The following is a 16,040-nucleotide window of genomic DNA, read 5'->3' as shown; positions in this document are numbered from 1 at the left end:
ACGAAAAAAGACACCCGGTCCTTTTAGGTCAAACCTGTTTCTAGCGTTTTCGAAGTGCTTTGGACAGACGTTTTACTATAGGATTACCGAGTGAATTTTTAGGGAGTATTGGTTGTGACAGTCGTCACAACCAATACTCCCTTTTTTTCAGTAATCTTATGGCAGTTGCCTGTCCGTCGTCCTTCTACAACTTTTAGAAACAAGTTAGTGCGTTTTTGGATAACTAGAGAACTGATACAATTCTATTCCTAGCAGGAGCTCACGAAGATACAATTTCGTTCGCTATTTCGCTTTTTTACGGTACGAACACTTACTATTTCTCTTTTTTTCCACTAGTAGAAAAAGATCTGCTTTCTCCATCTATTCTTGGATAATAGTATTACTCACTCGAAAGCAATTACAAATAATTATTTTACTCTCTAAAATTGGAGCAATCTTATCTTCTTAGCGATAAGTTATGCTACATCTTATAGTGAAGTACTACATACTAATAGATTATTGCGGAAGGTGGCGATTCCAGCAGGATCAGTGAGACAGATGAAACATCACAGGCGAGCGCGGAGCGTCGGTGATGGTTCATCGCTCACCATGCGGAACGCGTCCACCTGTTTCTGCAACGCTACGCTAGCTTCGAAACATGAAAGTGCGTTGTAACGGAAATCAGCAGTACTGTCACTTCACTGAAGTCCCACGAAACCAATGTTCATGCTACATTTTTATATGCTTCTTATCTTTTAAGAAAAAGCGGGCATAAAGATGCCCAGTCCTTTCAGGTCAAAACCTGTTTCTAGCTTTGCCGAAGTACTTTGGACAGACTTGTTGCTAGAATAAACAAACAGTTCTTACAGTCGAAAAAACCGACTCCATATATGGAATCGGTTTTTTATCATACAAACGCTTTTTCTTTATCAAGCATTGTTCCATTGTTTGCAAGATTCGCATGGAATGAAAATGCTTTTTCTAGGACATGTGGAGTTTGTCCACCTCTAGTTAATGCCTCTTTATAGTAATTTCGTAACTGCTTCTTGTACATTGGATGTACACAATTATTAATGATTAGCTCTGCACGCTCTCTAGGTGCTAACCCACGAAGATCTGCATAACCCTGCTCTGTTACAACTACATCTACATCATGCTCCGTATGATCTACATGAGCTACGAATGGCACTATACTAGAGATGTTACCGTCTTTAGCAATCGATTTCGTTACAAAAATAGCAATTCTGGAGTTGCGGGCGAAATCCCCTGAACCGCCAATTCCGTTCATCATTTTGATACCTGATACATGTGTGGAGTTAACATTTCCATAAATATCAAACTCTAAAGCTGTGTTAATGGAAATAAGTCCTAAACGGCGAATAATTTCCGGATGATTCGTAATTTCCTGTGGTCTTATCACTAATTTATCTCGGTACTTTTCAAGGTTGCCGTACACCTTATCCATCATTTCTTGTGAAAGTGTTATAGAGCATGCAGAAGCAAAGTTTACTTTGCCGGCATCTATTAGTTCAAATACAGAGTCTTGAAGGACTTCAGAGTATACTTGTAGTTCTTCGAATTCTGATTTAATCATACCGCCTAACACTGCATTGGCAACTGACCCTATACCCGCTTGAAGTGGAGCTAGCTTATTAGTTAATCTACCAACGCTTACTTCTTGACGAAGAAATGAAATCAAGTGCTGTGCCATTTCCTCTGTTTCATGGTCTGGTGGGACAATAGGAGATGGTGAATCCGAATTGTTAGTAAATACGATCCCTTTTACTTTCGATGCATCAAAAGGAATACCTATTAGACCGATACGATCCTCTACTCCTGTTAATGGAATTGGTTCTCTGCTTCCTTGAGCAGCTGGTTCATATATATCATGAAGTCCTTCTAACATTTCTGATTGTGCTACGTTAATCTCTATAATTATATTTTTTGCTTGCGAAACAAAGGTTGTAGAATTACCTACAGATGTTGTTGGAATAATCATTCCATCTGCAGTAATTGAAATCGCTTCCACAATTGCAAAGTCAATAATTGGCAATACGCCGGAACGTATTAACTCCGAAGTGTGAGACAAATGCTGATCAACAAATAAATGATCTCCTGCATTAATATGTTTGCGCATCGTTGCATCCGCCTGGAATGGTAATCGTTTTTGTACAATACCTGCTTCAGATAATAATTTATCGATATCGGAACCTAAAGAAGCACCTGTAAATATATTCACTTTAAAAGATTCATTGGCGGCTCTTTCTACTAGTGCTAATGGAACCGCTTTCGCGTCACCGGCACGTGTAAAACCACTTAACCCTAATGTCATACCATGTTGAATCCATGAGGCAGCTTCTTCCGCTCCAACTACTAAACTATGTAAATTAGTATCCTTAATACGATTTAAATTGTTACACATGTAAGTGTCCCCCTCAAAAGTTGCATTTAAATAATTCTACCCCCTTTTGTCACAATTTTGCTTAAACTTGTCGAAGACATCTTTTATTTGCCTCAAGCAGAATATTTTTATACTAGAACAGAACAAATTATTCTAATAGTTTCTTTACTTCCATTATTATTGAAATTACAAAAAAAAAACGCTTGAATGTCGGAGTAATTACCCCTTATTCAAACGTTTTCTATTAGAATCCTAATAGCTTCCTAAAATAACTTGCGTAGGACTGGCTGACAGATATTTTTTCTCCATTTACCATTGCCAATAAAAAAGTTGAATGCGTGTCTGGGAAAATTTCTTGAATTTGATGTACATTGACGATAAAAGAACGATGGCAGCGTATGAACATTTCCCGTGGTAATCTATACTCAAAATCTTGAAGAGAGCTAGTGTGAGTTCCAGCGAAAGACTTAGTAACAATATGGGTTTTTCTATCCTTTGCCTCCAGATAGATAACATCTGAAAAAGGAATCGGAACCCAGCCATCCTGTGTCTTTATCGTAATCACAGATTTACCTTCTGTGAATGCTGGATAAATAGCCAATACACAGCCTTCTACTTCTCCTTGATGCAAAAAAGGTACTGCCATCCCATGATATGGAATACCAAAAACCTCTCGATTGATAAATTCGGATACCTTTTGTCTACTTTGCAGTGCTTTATAAGCTAAAGTCTCCTCTTTTAATAAATCCCCAGGAGTAATTTTCAAATCAATTCGTTTACTTGGTCGATAATAAATATACTTTTCCGTATCAGAGACAGCTATAGATACTTCATCTGAAAATAATTCTCCAACAACATCTAATAAGGCAACTATGGATAAATCCTTCATCCTTCCATCCCCTTTTTCGTTATCCTACTCGCAAACTACTATTTCGCGTGTAAATTGTTGTTTTTTTGTTATACAGCGGTCTTTTATACATAGACCAACCGTTTCTAATCGATCATCCATCGATTCTATCGTGACAATTACAACTTTTTTGGCAATTCTACGGGCATGCTTTAAAATAGTAAACTGTTCTTCCCAGGATGCATTTGTATACAAATTATAAGGTAAATCTATAATTGCTATGTCATACATCTCTTCGATATCTTCTATGGCACTCTTACGGACATCGCCAGTCAATCCAAAAAAGGCAATGTTTTCTCTAGACCCTTCACATACAAGTGGGTTAATATCTCTTCCTACAATATCTATACCCATTGACAGTGCTTCAACGAGTACTGTACCAATTCCGCAGCAAGGATCTATCGCTTGGATACCTTCCGGATGAGGAACTGCAATATTAGCCACCGCTCTGGCTACCCTAGTACTAAGAGCAGTAGAATACTCTCTCGGTTTCTTTATATGATTAAACCAAATAGGATCACTTTTCGTATATAAACCGAAATACCAACGACCACCAAATGGAACTACTGCAAATAACTGATCAGGATGATGTAAATCGAAATCACCTTGCATGTCACTTCCAATAGTTCGTGTTATTTGAAGCCTCTCCGCATTCTCAATTTTATCAATGCCTTGTCGGTCATTTATTTTTAAGAAAATTACTTTATTTGTTTCTTCCTCTGATCCGAACTTCGGGGCTTGAGCGATAATTTCCTCTACTGTGTCCCCTTCTGCTAAAATCTCTAATCTCCCTTTCATAAAAGGGCTTCTACTAGGATCTATTTTTATGGAACTTTTTAAAATTTTCGTTTCTGTGTCTATACCAAAAAAAGAGCGCATCTCTAGATGACATAGAGAGCGTTCGTCCTCATTATATGCGTATGTATAAATAAATGCCGATTGTCGGCTGTTGTTTATCAATGTATTCCCTCCAATAGTACTTCTATTATACCATGTGTCTCTGTTCAAATCATTTTTGCAATAGTGAATAGTAATTCATTATTTAATGGAATATAATACAATTAAGTTTCTGAATTTTTTAAAAATGGGGGATTCGATGGAATGGGATGTAATTGTAGTAGGGGCAGGGCTAGCGGGACTCGTTGCTACTGCTGAACTAGCGGATGCAGGAAAGAAAGTTTTACTGCTAGATCAAGAACCTGAAGCATCATTTGGAGGGCAAGCTTGGTGGTCATTTGGGGGATTATTTTTAGTAAACTCCCCTGAACAGCGAAGATTAGGGATTCACGACTCCTATGAACTGGCTTGGCAAGACTGGCTAGGAACAGCAGGCTTCGATCGGGAAGAGGACGAAGATTATTGGGCGAGGAAATGGGCTGAGGCTTATGTTCGTTTTGCTGCTGTGGAAAAACGAGATTGGCTTCATGCACAAGGTGTACGATTTTTTCCCGTAGTAGGTTGGGCAGAACGGGGAGGCTATCTTGCAGATGGACACGGAAACTCTGTACCAAGGTTTCATATCGTTTGGGGTACTGGACCAGGTATTGTGAAGCCCTTTGAGACCCGTGTTCGTGCCGCCATGTCAAAAGGAAATGTTGAATATAAACCACGTCACCAAGTAGATGAACTCCTTATGGACAATGGGCGAGTTAAAGGTGTGAGCGGCTCATTATTGCCCCCTAGCTCTGCTGCTCGTGGAGAACCAAGCCCAAGAGATGGAATCGGAAATTTTCAATATGAAGCTAAAGCAGTGATGGTAACGAGTGGTGGAATTGGTGCTAACCATGATTTAGTAAGGGAAAACTGGCCTTCACGACTTGGGAAACCTCCAAAACGTATGATTTCTGGAGTTCCAGAACATGTTGATGGTCGAATGCTTGCCATTACGGAGGAAGCTGGTGGTCGCTTAGTGAACAAGGATCGTATGTGGCATTATACAGAAGGTATTAAAAACTGGAACCCTGTCTGGCCACTCCACGGGATACGTATACTCCCAGGTCCATCCTCCATCTGGTTAGATGCCACAGGACAACGCTTCCCTGCTCCTAACTTCCCTGGTTTCGATACATTGGGAACACTTGAAGCTATTCAAAAAACTGGATATGATTACTCTTGGTTTATACTTACAGAGAAAATTATTGAAAAAGAATTTGCGCTTTCAGGATCCGAACAAAATCCAGATTTAACCGAGAAAAGTATTAAACAAGTACTAAAGCGAATTTTACCAGGGCCTACCGCTCCAGTAAAAGCTTTCATGGAAAAAGGAGAGGACTTCGTCGTATCCGACAATTTAGCTGACCTTGTAGATGGTATGAATAAAATTACTGGTGACAATCTATTAAACTTGAAGCATATTGAGAGTCAACTAGTCGATAGGGATCGTGAAATGGATAATAAATTTACAAAAGACCTTCAAATCACCGCGCTTAGAGGAGCTAGAAACTATATAGGCGATAAATTAATACGAGCAGCATCTCCCCATAAATTATTAGATCCTAAAAACGGTCCTTTAATTGCTGTTCGATTAAATATCGTGACTAGGAAAACATTAGGTGGACTTCAAACGGATTTGGACGGTCGTGTACTAAATGATAACGGACTTCCCGTACCCGGTCTTTATGCAGCGGGTGAAGTAACTGGCTTTGGTGGAGGCGGAGTTCATGGATATCGCTCTTTAGAAGGGACCTTTTTAGGTGGCTGTATCTTTACAGGAAGAGAAGCTGGTAGAGCGTTAGTTCGTAATCTAAATTCAATTTAATTTGAAGACTATTACAGACACAGAATCTGAGATAGGTGCAATTAATTACTGACGACCTGATTTGTATATTCATGTCGTCAGTAATTGTCCTCATCAGAATAACTCATCCTTACAGTAAGTATTTATATATTTCCTCCCCAATTTGAGAAAGAATTCGTTTTGACAGTATATCATCTTCATCCTTTGATAGAACCGTTGCGATAAACTTCCGATCACCTACATAAAAAATTCCTACATCGTGACGAGTTCCCGGAATCCACCCGGTCTTATTGGCAAACTCCCATGCCGTCATTCCATGATCAAAATCAGAATACGGAGACGGTAATTTCTCTGGCAAACAATCGCGTACCTGTTGCTTTTTCATGACTTCTATCATTTGGTCACTTGCCGAGCTACTAACTAATTCTCCTGTAGCCATCCTATGTAAAAGTATGGCAATATCCGAGGCGGCTATTCGATTAACACCTTTCGGACTAGGTTTACTCAACATGAGCTTATTAAAAAAAGTACTATAAATCATACCAGCTTCTTTCATGGTATTCTGGATATTCTCTACTCCTACAAGGTCGATTAATAGATTCGTAGCCGTATTATCACTTTGAATGATCATCAGCATAATGATATCTCGAAGTGGGAGGGATGAGCCTGAAGTAAAATGCTGAAGCACACCAGACCCTCCCACATAATCTTTTTCATCGAGGATTATTAAATCGCTTAGAGCCAAGTCTCCTCTTTCTACTGCACTATAAATCGAGGCCATGATAGGTACTTTAATAACACTTGCCGCATAAAAAAGCTCCTGTTCGTTATGCTCCCACTTCTCCCCTGAATTCAAGTCCTCTAAAACAATCCCCCAAGTCCCTTTTGACGGTGCTATCAATTTCTGAATCTTGCTCACAAGCCCATCCATAGTTCATCCCCCTATAGTAAATCTGTTTGTTTTATTATAGACTATTTGAGAATATATTTTTTGAAAATTACATTTTTAGATGGAGTACACAACTAATGAGACAACAACTACTATTAATACAACAAGTAATAGATTATATAGACAATCAAATAAAAGAAGAAATTCATCCAGAAAACCTTGCAAAGCTTATTGGATATTCTCCTTATCACTTTTATCGGATATTCCAACAAACAACTGGTTACACCGTTATGGATTATGTACAAAAAAGAAAGCTACAATTTGCTTTGTTTGAGTTACTCCAAGGGAAGAAGATTATCGATATCGCATTTGAATATGGATTCAAAACGCATGCAGGTTTTACAAAAGCTTTTAAACGTTGCTTTGGTAGTCCTCCAAGTCTTTATAAATTGCATTGTCCGGTATCATTGCCCCAGAAATTAGATTTAAATAGCCTCCATCAAAAGAAAACAGGAGGAATAGTGCTGCAGCCTAAAATAATTTCTAAACCCCCTTTTGAAATTGCAGGAAAAACGTTTGACAGTCTCTTAGAGAAGGTGTTTTTTACAAGAGATGCCCCTGCTTTTTGGGAGCAAAGAATTTCTTCCGATGAATCTATTGAGACAACATTATACAATCTCTTATCACCAAAAGAACACGGAGAATATTGCTTTAATCTAAGTGGTCCAGAGTTAAAGGATAGCTTCACTTATTTATTTGCAGTGAATTACGATAAAGGAACGCCCATACCAGAAGGAATCACTATGTTGCAGATAAAAGCCACTAATTACGCCGTTTTTAAAACTCCTCTAGTAAATGTAGATCAATTTGTTGCTTCTATTAAAGGAACTTGGCGATATATTTTAGAAGACTGGCTGCCCCACTCTCTTTATGAGGTAGATGAGGATAGCTACGACTTTGAGTACTACGATGAACATTGTCATGACTGGGAATACGAAAAAATATATATGGAAATTTACTTGCCGATTAAAGAAAGGGAAGGGTTAAAATAAGCATCAGTCCTAGAACCGATGCTTTTTTAATATTCGATATAAGTAAAATCGTTTTCTTTTATCTATCAATAAAAATCGGTGTAGTTAAACTATTCAAACTCTAGTACTCTTCAAAATAGTTTTATATAAGTAAAGAACTGGAGTTAATAAAACTGCACTTACAACGATGGCTGTTTTTATTGTAAACCCTGTTGCAATATATCCAATCATTGGACCCCCTCCAATTTGACCTATGGCATCTACTTGGCCCTTTACTGAGAAGAATGTTGCACGTGTAGAGGATTCACGTATGATCTTATTTAACCATATGTCCTCTAGTGGAAACATAACTTTCCTCGTCACTTGAATAACTATATAAAAGGCTAACAATCCAAACACAAATGACGAAAAAGCAAAGCCGATCAATGACAGGATTATAAATAAACTTCCTATAAAAAGTGCGATATAAATATGTCTAAGATTTTGATGTATAGAACTTCGATTCATTAAATGGAGTGCTACAAAAGAAACAAGTACAACTATGAATTGAATAGCTCCTGTAATCACAACTAACTTCTCTTCAGACAAAGCGCCTATATTTGATACTTCGAAAAAATGAGACATCCACAAACGATCAAAACCTTCACTATAAACCCCTACAAATAAAGCAATCAAAAATAGCATTCTTATAATGAAGCTAGCTTTAGAATAAAAAATAATTTTGCTCATATTACCTTTCATGTTTTCCCAAGTTGATATTCTTTCTATCTTATTTAGGGGTTTAAAGTTTTCTTCTTTCATAAAGATGACTAAATATACCGCTAACCCAATCATACATATTCCACCAATAATGATTGGTAAACTAATCATAAAATAACCAGTTACAATACTTAAAGGTATGGCTATGACTTGACCAAGACTACCGGCCTTTGCCCCTCTTATAAATGCTAATGAGGCACGCTCTTCTCCTATTTCATCTGCAATCCACGCTTGCTGAGAACCACTTGTAAACGTATACCCAATTCCCCATGCAACCTGAGCCAATAGCACAGTTGCAAAATAAGGGAATAATCCCTCCATTAAAAAACCAATTCCTATTAGAAAGTAACCAATTATAATAGAAAACTTTCGACTTTTTAAATCGGAAACCACTCCCGTAGGAATTTCAAAAAGAAATACAGATAGCTCCAAAATTGTTCCCACTAAAACAAGTTGAAATGGATCTAGCATTACAATCTTTACGTGATATAACAAATTCACCGTAAAAATAAAAGTAAAAAATAATTGTGATAAAAAACATGTGTAGATGTAAACTTGATATGGATTTCTTGTTCTTATTAAATTCATTTTATTGCCCCCTCGAATTGATTATAGTGAGGGAATCAACTAAGTTCTTATCCAAATTTGCGGTTATTTACAAAAATATATATAGGCTCGTCCACTTCATTTGATTTGATACACTCAACTTACAAGAAGCATTTAAACAAATTAAAAGTGAGATTTCAGGGATTATAGAGGACTAAATAAAAAAAGCGAACCGATTTTATCACTACATCGGTTCGCTTATATTATTCATAGATCTTGATAATCTCTTTGATATTTACCGCCGTCTTTTACTTCTGAATGATATAAAGCCTTTAAAGCAAAGCTTTTCTCTAAATCATGCTCCTTCATAACCTCTTTTAAACGCTTGCTTAACTCCGGGCTATATTTCACTAGCTCTTCCATTTTAGATTTCGAATATTGCAATGTTTATACCCTCTTTCTCGTTGTTTTAGTCTACCTAGTATAGCACTGATACAGGTGTTTTCGCCGTAATTTGCTATAATTAAGTTCAGAGGTGAGAACATGCACAAAACCATTGGAATTCTTGCACATGTAGATGCTGGAAAAACTACTTTTTCGGAGCAGCTGCTTTACCATACAAATACAATTAGACAAAGAGGACGAGTTGACCACCAAGACTCGTTTCTTGATAGTCATACAATAGAAAAAAATAGAGGAATTACTATCTTTGCTGACCAAGGAATCTTTACTCACAATAATTCTACGTACAATATTATCGATACTCCCGGGCATGTAGATTTTTCTCCAGAAATGGAGCGTGCTATTCAAGTAATGGACTATGCCATTATTCTTATTAGTGCAGTAGACGGCATTGAGGGTCATACAGAAACTGTCTGGCAATTACTACGCAAACACAAAGTACCAACTTTTTTCTTTATCAATAAAACTGATTATGAAGGGACTGACCCAGCAAGCATTCTTGTTGAAATACGTGACACCTTGTCGGAGGACGTATGCGATATAACAAATACTTTCGACGAAGAACTAATTGAATTTATTGCGGAGCGAGATGAGGCCTTATTAGAAACGTATATGGACAGCGGATTTGATAAGGACTTATGGACAATAACTCTTCAGCAAATGATAAAGGAAAATAAAGTCTTCGCATGTGCCAGTGGCTCCGCATTAAAGGATTTTGGAATAATAGAGTTTTTAGATAAACTAGATTTATTAACTACAACCTCCTATAAAGCAGACGATGCATTTGCAGCGCAAGTGTATAAAATTCGACATGATGAAAGTGGAAATCGTGTTACCTTTTTGAAATTAGTTAATGGAACGTTAAAAGTCCGTGATAGTGTAACCTACAACGAACAAACCGAAAAAATAACACAAATTCGCTTGTATAGTGGCAATAAGTTTAAAACCATAGATCAGGCTTTAGCTGGTGAGCTTGTTGCTGTAACGGGATTAACGAATGCTTCCATTGGGGATGGAATCGGTGCTATTTCCCAGAAAACTGAGTTCGATATGATTCCCACATTAAAATCCAAGGTTCTCTTTGATGCTTCTATCCATGTAAAGGAAGTATTGCGTTGCTTTAAACTACTAGATGCAGAAGATCCCTCTTTACGTGTATTCTGGGATGAGTATTTTCAAGAAATACATGTCCATGTAATGGGTGTTATCCAGCTAGAAGTACTCGAACAAATTGTTTTGGAGCGTTTTGGTTTTCACGTAACCTTTGGTGAGCCTAAAATTCTCTATAAAGAAACTATTGACAACTCCGTCCGTGGATATGGACATTTTGAACCCTTAAGACATTATGCGGAAGTGCATTTACTAATCGAGCCCGCCGAAAGAAATAGTGGAATTACATTTGCTAATATATGCCATGCGAATGATCTATCTATCGGCAATCAAAACCTAGTTAGGCATCACCTTTTTGAAAGAGATCATCACGGTTTACTAACAGGTTCCGCCTTAACTGATGTGAAAATTACTTTACTCACAGGTCGCGGGCATAATGAACATACACATGGCGGTGACTTTAGAGAAGCAACGTACCGTGCACTTCGTCAAGGATTGGAAAAAGCAGAAAATATCCTACTCGAGCCATTCTACGACTTTTCGATTAAAGTACATATGGACTTAATAGGTCGAGTATTATCCGATATTCAACAAGCAGCAGGAACCTTCGAACCTCCAGAAAATATGGGAGATAAAGTTCTCGTAAAAGGAAGAGTACCCGTGGCAACCTTTATGAATTACAGTACAGTTTTTGCATCCTTCACCCATGGTAAAGGATCCCTAAGCTTAGTCTTTGGAGGATATAATCGCTGTCATAATACAAAAGAAATTATTGAAACACTTGGTTATAATAAAGAAGCAGACCCTGAATATACGTCTACATCTATTTTTTGCGCTAAAGGAAAAGGATATCCCATCTATTGGAATGAGGCAGAAGCAGCTATGCACTGCCTATAACTTAAGGAGGAATAGTTCATGATTGCTACGATTCGAAAAGAAAACGGTAACTATATCGCACGATACGAAAGACAATTCCAGCATTCCGTAGAAACAGTATGGGCCATGTTAACCGATAATACGAAGCTTAAACAATGGTTTGATGAGCTGCAAATAGTAAATCTCCGTAAAGGTGGAATTATTAAGTTCGATATGCAAGATGGTACCTTTATCGATATGAAAATCCTTGATTATGAATCATTAAAAACTTTAGCATTTGAATGGGACACAGATATCGCTAGATTTGAATTATCCCCTATAAGCGGTGGTTGCCAATTGATATTCCTAGAAACAATCTCTTCTATAAATGAACAAACGGCTAAAGATCTAGCAGGCTGGCATGTCTGTTTAGATGTGATAAAAGCATTGCTAGACGAAGATGCAATTATCCGAGAAGATGAATGGAAAGTATGGCTCGAGAAATATAAAGAGCTTCTAAATAATTTATAAAATAAAAGCACTCCACTGTTATTAGCGGAGTGCTTCACTTATTCTAATCGAAAAACTAAAAACCGTTCATTATTATTTTCTTCATATAAACCCGGAAGTCGAATTTCCTTCCATAATTCAAACACTGTATAGACCTCGAGAAAATGACTATATTCTGAGGTTGGATAATAGAGAATGACATCCACTGAACGTGGATAATCTTCAACAGATCGAAGAATATTATCTATTACTTTTTGAAAAATCTGTAGCGAAAATGGATTAAAAAAATAAAATCGATTGTCTTCTTTGTCTATATCATACCCTTCGGCAAATATATGTTCAAACTGAATCGAAGCTCTTGAGCTTTTGGCACGTTCCATATATCTAGCCAGGTTCTCCATAGCCTCTTGATAGAGCTGACCATTCATTTCTACCCCAACTGCTGAGGCGTGCAAATGGTGGTAAACGTAAAATGGGAATCTCCCCTTACCACATCCAAAATCCACAAAACGATCGGTTGAGCTCCATTCGTATTCGTCAAAGAGAATCTCCAAAGCTGAATACGGTGTCGCTTCATATCGATTATAGTGAGACGATTGATGCTGCCACTCTCTTATACCTTCAGTCTTTATACGTAACAATCGGTCATGATCTTGTTCTTTCACACGTTACCTCCTAGCTCACTCTACTCCAAATACATGCTGTTGCACCCATGCATCCGCTTTTCCTATATCACTCTCAACATTTTTTAAAAAGTTAACCGTATAGGGTTCACCTATCACAACGGCTGTCGATGTAAAGCTAGGATTTTCTATAGTTATTACTTGTTCACCATTAACATTTTTCTTTAAAATTTCTATTTTAGCAATCCCACCAATATTAGTATACTCGTCTTTTTGACCCGAGAAAAAGTTTCCTAACGAATAAAACACATGTGTCCGATGACCACTTTCTGATAAAATCAGTTCATAGGGTTGAATAACATGAGGGTGATGACCGAATATAATATCTGCACCTGCATCTGCAATCGACTGAGCAAGCTGTTTCTGCATATCATTTGCCTCAAGGTTATATTCCGCACCCCAATGGATGCTAACAACAACAAAGTCTACCTTTGCTTTTAACTTTTTTATTTCCTCTATAATTCGATTCTCATCTATCCGATTTACTAAATAGTCCTTCCCTTCCGGAGTTTCATGACCATTTGTTCCATACGTATAACCAAGAATTCCAAGTGATATATTATCCACTTCGAATATCCGATCTACCTGTTGGTCCTCTAGTGATTTATAAGCACCAACATATGGCATTTTTATCTTCTCCATCTGTTGAATTGCTTCGAGAAGACCCGCTTCCCCTTGGTCGAGTGTATGATTATTAGCTATCGATAAAACGTCTACACCAATATCCTTTAAGTCTCCAATAATATGCGGAGGACTAGAAAAGTTTGGGTAACCAGATAATCCAAATACTCCACCTGCCGGTAAGGATTCCTGATTTGCTATTAACAAATCGACAGACTTCAACTCTTCCTGCACAGGAGAAAAAGAAGGAATAAAACTCATATAATTATAAAGCGGTAAATGTAGTAATATGTCTCCAATCATCGCAATCTCTATTTTTTCTTCCTTGTAATCCATATAAAATGTCGAAAATTGTTTCCCGTGGAACTCTTTATTAAATTGTAGAGGTTCCTCTATTTGTATATTAAAATATAGCAAAACGGAAATAACAACGACTAAAAAAGCAGCTAAAGCTTTGATAAATATCACCTCCACTCCAATCATATACCTCAATCACATTACTTATACAAAATAATCTTTATATACTTATAAGAATAATAGCTGCTATCTATTCTAATCCCTTTCATAGTATACAAGACATCCAGCATTTCATATATACAAATACGTTGCTATAACCCTAAGTATAATCATGTTTTGACTTGCAAAATCAACTATTGACCCTGCCATTATTAAGTATATAATTGTAGTGAGTGATTACTCACTTTCTAATAAAAAGGAGGTATAAAATGACTTCAACTATTGAATTAAACCAAGTAAGAAAAATTTACGGCAAAAAAGTAATCTTAAATAATATTAGCATTTCAGTTAAACCCGGGCAGGTGTTTGGGCTAATCGGTCCATCCGGTTCAGGTAAAACGAGCCTTATTAAAATCATCGTCGGAATGGATCAGCCAACCAGTGGTCATGTGGAGGTATTAAATACTCAGGTACCAAGTTTGAAGTTGCTGCAAAAAATTGGCTATATGGCACAAGCAGATGCACTTTACAATGACTTAACAGGTAGAGAAAACCTTTCCTTTTTTGCATCACTGTTCAAATTAAACAAAAATGCACAAAAGAAACGAATTGCTTACGTAGCACACCTAGTTAACCTTACAGCTCACCTTTCTAAAAGGGTAGAAAACTATTCTGGAGGTATGAAGAGAAGACTTTCCTTAGCGGTTGCTCTTATACATGATCCACAAATTATAATATTAGATGAACCTACTGTCGGAATTGACCCTGCGTTGCGGAAGTCTATATGGGCTGAGATTAATCGTCTCAAAGATGAAGGGAAAACCATTTTAATCACTACTCATGTTATGGATGAAGCAGACAAATGTGATCGACTCGTTATGGTAAAGGACGGAGAAATTATTTCAAATGGCACACCGGTTGAATTGAAAAACCTATACAAGGTAAGTAGCCTAGAAGAGGTTTTCTTAAAATCAGGAGGTGAAAAAGATGAATATAGTAGCACTAGTTAAACGAATTTGCATCCAAATGCTGCGTGATAAACGCACACTCGCTCTAATGATGGTTGCACCGCTTGTTATATTAACTCTGCTTCATTATTTATTAGATGCTGACACAGTCTCTCCAAAGCTCGGTGTTGTAGGCGTAGACGTAGCTATTATAGAACAATTAAAACAGCTAGAAATTGATATTGTTAATTACAAACAGTTAAACAATGTACAGCAAAATATTTCAAATGACCAATTAGATGGAATGCTCTTATTTGAAGGTAAGGAAATAGATCTAACTATTACTAACGATCAACCTTCAACAGCAAAGGTTTTACAAACAAAGGTATTGCAAGCAATTACTGCAGTAAACTCAAAAGAACAAGCAAGCAATTTTTCAAAAGTCTTAGAAAATATTGACAGTAAACTACCAAGTAATACATTAAATTTGGAGCCACCAGAAGTACTTAATATTAATACTTCTTTTATATACGGAACTAAGGACACCACCTTCTTTGATCAGTTAAGCCCTATTTTAGTCGGTTTCTTTGTATTTTTCTTTGTCTTTCTTATTTCTGGAATTGGGTTATTACGCGAACGGACGACCGGCACCTTGGACCGTTTAATGGCAACTCCTATCCGAAGATACGAAATTGTTTTTGGCTATTTAATCGGATATGGGTTATTCGCTATAGTGCAAACACTAATTGTAGTATTTTTCTCGATAAAAGTATTAGATATCATGCTTGTAGGTTCACTCTGGAATGTAGTACTGATTAATTTGTCTTTAGCACTTGTTGCGTTATTACTTGGGATTTTATTGTCAGCTTTTGCAAACTCTGAGTTTCAAATGATGCAATTTATACCAATCGCAATTATTCCTCAAGTTTTCTTTGCCGGGATTTTACCGATGGAGGGAATGCCAGAGTGGATGCAAGTCATTTCAAAGTTTATGCCCATGTACTATGGTGGAAATGCATTAGTGGACGTTATGTATAAAGGATTAGGATTAGATAATATTAAAAATGGTCTTTTTGTATTGCTTGGATTTGCTTTACTCTTTATCATTTTAAATATATTTGCTTTAAAAAAATACCGTAAAATTTAG

The 16,040-nt window shown here is 37.1% G+C and carries 14 protein-coding genes; 6 read left to right on the top strand and 8 right to left on the bottom strand.

All coding sequences use genetic code 11. From position 1 onward, the window contains the following. Positions 1-886: 886 nt before the first annotated feature. The 3 genes from MKY37_RS10750 to MKY37_RS10740 form a co-directional block, all read right to left on the bottom strand. A complete protein-coding gene (locus tag MKY37_RS10750) occupies positions 887-2,401 on the bottom strand; it encodes an acetyl-CoA hydrolase/transferase family protein (protein ID WP_340776880.1) in 1,515 nt (504 codons plus the stop codon). Positions 2,402-2,624: 223 nt separating this feature from the next. Then, positions 2,625-3,269 carry a LytTR family DNA-binding domain-containing protein gene (locus tag MKY37_RS10745; protein ID WP_340776877.1) on the bottom strand — a complete coding sequence of 215 codons (645 nt, stop codon included), beginning with the start codon at positions 3,267-3,269 and terminating at the stop codon, positions 2,625-2,627. Between the two features lie 24 nt (positions 3,270-3,293). Then, on the bottom strand, positions 3,294-4,244 hold the full coding sequence (locus MKY37_RS10740; RefSeq protein ID WP_340779901.1) for a TRM11 family SAM-dependent methyltransferase: 951 nt from the start codon (positions 4,242-4,244) through the stop codon (positions 3,294-3,296). Between the two features lie 88 nt (positions 4,245-4,332). Here MKY37_RS10740 and MKY37_RS10735 point away from each other — a divergent pair, with 88 nt between their 5' ends. Further along, positions 4,333-6,045, top strand: a complete 1,713-nt coding sequence (locus MKY37_RS10735) for an FAD-binding dehydrogenase (RefSeq protein WP_340776875.1) — start codon at positions 4,333-4,335, stop codon at positions 6,043-6,045. Between the two features lie 109 nt (positions 6,046-6,154). Here MKY37_RS10735 and MKY37_RS10730 read toward each other — a convergent pair whose 3' ends face one another. Then, complete coding sequence (locus MKY37_RS10730) at positions 6,155-6,955, bottom strand: serine hydrolase (RefSeq protein ID WP_340776873.1); 801 nt, start codon at positions 6,953-6,955, stop codon at positions 6,155-6,157. 95 nt (positions 6,956-7,050) lie between these two features. Between MKY37_RS10730 and MKY37_RS10725 the strand changes: the two genes are divergently transcribed. Continuing rightward, the gene (locus MKY37_RS10725; RefSeq protein WP_340776871.1) at positions 7,051-7,965 is read left to right on the top strand and encodes an AraC family transcriptional regulator; all 915 of its coding nucleotides are present in this window, start codon (positions 7,051-7,053) and stop codon (positions 7,963-7,965) included. Between the two features lie 93 nt (positions 7,966-8,058). Here MKY37_RS10725 and MKY37_RS10720 read toward each other — a convergent pair whose 3' ends face one another. Together MKY37_RS10720 and MKY37_RS10715 are read right to left on the bottom strand one after the other, a co-directional pair. Then, positions 8,059-9,291 (bottom strand): MFS transporter, encoded by a 1,233-nt coding sequence (locus MKY37_RS10720; RefSeq protein WP_340776868.1) that lies wholly within the window; start codon positions 9,289-9,291, stop codon positions 8,059-8,061. A 225-nt stretch (positions 9,292-9,516) separates the two neighbouring features. After that, positions 9,517-9,693 (bottom strand): hypothetical protein, encoded by a 177-nt coding sequence (locus tag MKY37_RS10715; RefSeq protein WP_090567581.1) that lies wholly within the window; start codon positions 9,691-9,693, stop codon positions 9,517-9,519. A 99-nt stretch (positions 9,694-9,792) separates the two neighbouring features. On the opposite strand from MKY37_RS10715, the gene MKY37_RS10710 reads away from it, so the two are divergent. Together MKY37_RS10710 and MKY37_RS10705 are read left to right on the top strand one after the other, a co-directional pair. Beyond that, complete coding sequence (locus tag MKY37_RS10710) at positions 9,793-11,718, top strand: translation factor GTPase family protein (RefSeq protein WP_340776864.1); 1,926 nt, start codon at positions 9,793-9,795, stop codon at positions 11,716-11,718. Between the two features lie 18 nt (positions 11,719-11,736). Beyond that, positions 11,737-12,207, top strand: a complete 471-nt coding sequence (locus tag MKY37_RS10705; RefSeq protein ID WP_340776862.1) for an SRPBCC family protein — start codon at positions 11,737-11,739, stop codon at positions 12,205-12,207. Positions 12,208-12,245: 38 nt separating this feature from the next. Here the strand turns inward: MKY37_RS10705 and MKY37_RS10700 are convergent, their stop codons facing one another. After that, positions 12,246-12,851 carry a class I SAM-dependent methyltransferase gene (locus MKY37_RS10700; RefSeq protein ID WP_340776860.1) on the bottom strand — a complete coding sequence of 202 codons (606 nt, stop codon included), beginning with the start codon at positions 12,849-12,851 and terminating at the stop codon, positions 12,246-12,248. Between the two features lie 15 nt (positions 12,852-12,866). After that, entirely contained in the window at positions 12,867-13,958 is a 1,092-nt protein-coding gene (locus MKY37_RS10695; RefSeq protein WP_340776856.1) for a CapA family protein, read from the bottom strand. A 257-nt stretch (positions 13,959-14,215) separates the two neighbouring features. Here MKY37_RS10695 and MKY37_RS10690 point away from each other — a divergent pair, with 257 nt between their 5' ends. Both MKY37_RS10690 and MKY37_RS10685 read left to right on the top strand, forming a co-directional pair. Further along, a complete protein-coding gene (locus MKY37_RS10690; protein WP_340776854.1) occupies positions 14,216-14,956 on the top strand; it encodes an ABC transporter ATP-binding protein in 741 nt (246 codons plus the stop codon). Then, entirely contained in the window at positions 14,934-16,040 is a 1,107-nt protein-coding gene (locus MKY37_RS10685; protein ID WP_340776852.1) for an ABC transporter permease, read from the top strand. Before MKY37_RS10690 ends, MKY37_RS10685 begins: the two co-directional genes overlap by 23 nt.

It is taken from the genome of Psychrobacillus sp. FSL K6-2836, from assembly GCF_038003085.1.
GTDB lineage: Bacteria > Bacillota > Bacilli > Bacillales_A > Planococcaceae > Psychrobacillus.
The sequence above is the reverse complement of the archived record's forward strand: the minus strand, read 5'-3'. Positions and strand labels throughout refer to the sequence as shown.

Excerpts from the sequence above, each read along its gene's own strand:
- MKY37_RS10745 (WP_340776877.1), bottom strand. The coding sequence starts at position 3,269 with ATGAAGGATTTATCCATAGTTGCCTTATTAGATGTTGTTGGAGAATTA.
- MKY37_RS10690 (WP_340776854.1), top strand. The coding sequence starts at position 14,216 with ATGACTTCAACTATTGAATTAAACCAAGTAAGAAAAATTTACGGCAAA.
- MKY37_RS10720 (WP_340776868.1), bottom strand. The coding sequence starts at position 9,291 with ATGAATTTAATAAGAACAAGAAATCCATATCAAGTTTACATCTACACA.
- MKY37_RS10735 (WP_340776875.1), top strand. The coding sequence starts at position 4,333 with ATGGAATATAATACAATTAAGTTTCTGAATTTTTTAAAAATGGGGGAT.
- MKY37_RS10705 (WP_340776862.1), top strand. The coding sequence starts at position 11,737 with ATGATTGCTACGATTCGAAAAGAAAACGGTAACTATATCGCACGATAC.
- MKY37_RS10730 (WP_340776873.1), bottom strand. The coding sequence starts at position 6,955 with ATGGATGGGCTTGTGAGCAAGATTCAGAAATTGATAGCACCGTCAAAA.
- MKY37_RS10725 (WP_340776871.1), top strand. The coding sequence starts at position 7,051 with ATGAGACAACAACTACTATTAATACAACAAGTAATAGATTATATAGAC.
- MKY37_RS10750 (WP_340776880.1), bottom strand. The coding sequence starts at position 2,401 with ATGTGTAACAATTTAAATCGTATTAAGGATACTAATTTACATAGTTTA.
- MKY37_RS10685 (WP_340776852.1), top strand. The coding sequence starts at position 14,934 with ATGAATATAGTAGCACTAGTTAAACGAATTTGCATCCAAATGCTGCGT.
- MKY37_RS10710 (WP_340776864.1), top strand. The coding sequence starts at position 9,793 with ATGCACAAAACCATTGGAATTCTTGCACATGTAGATGCTGGAAAAACT.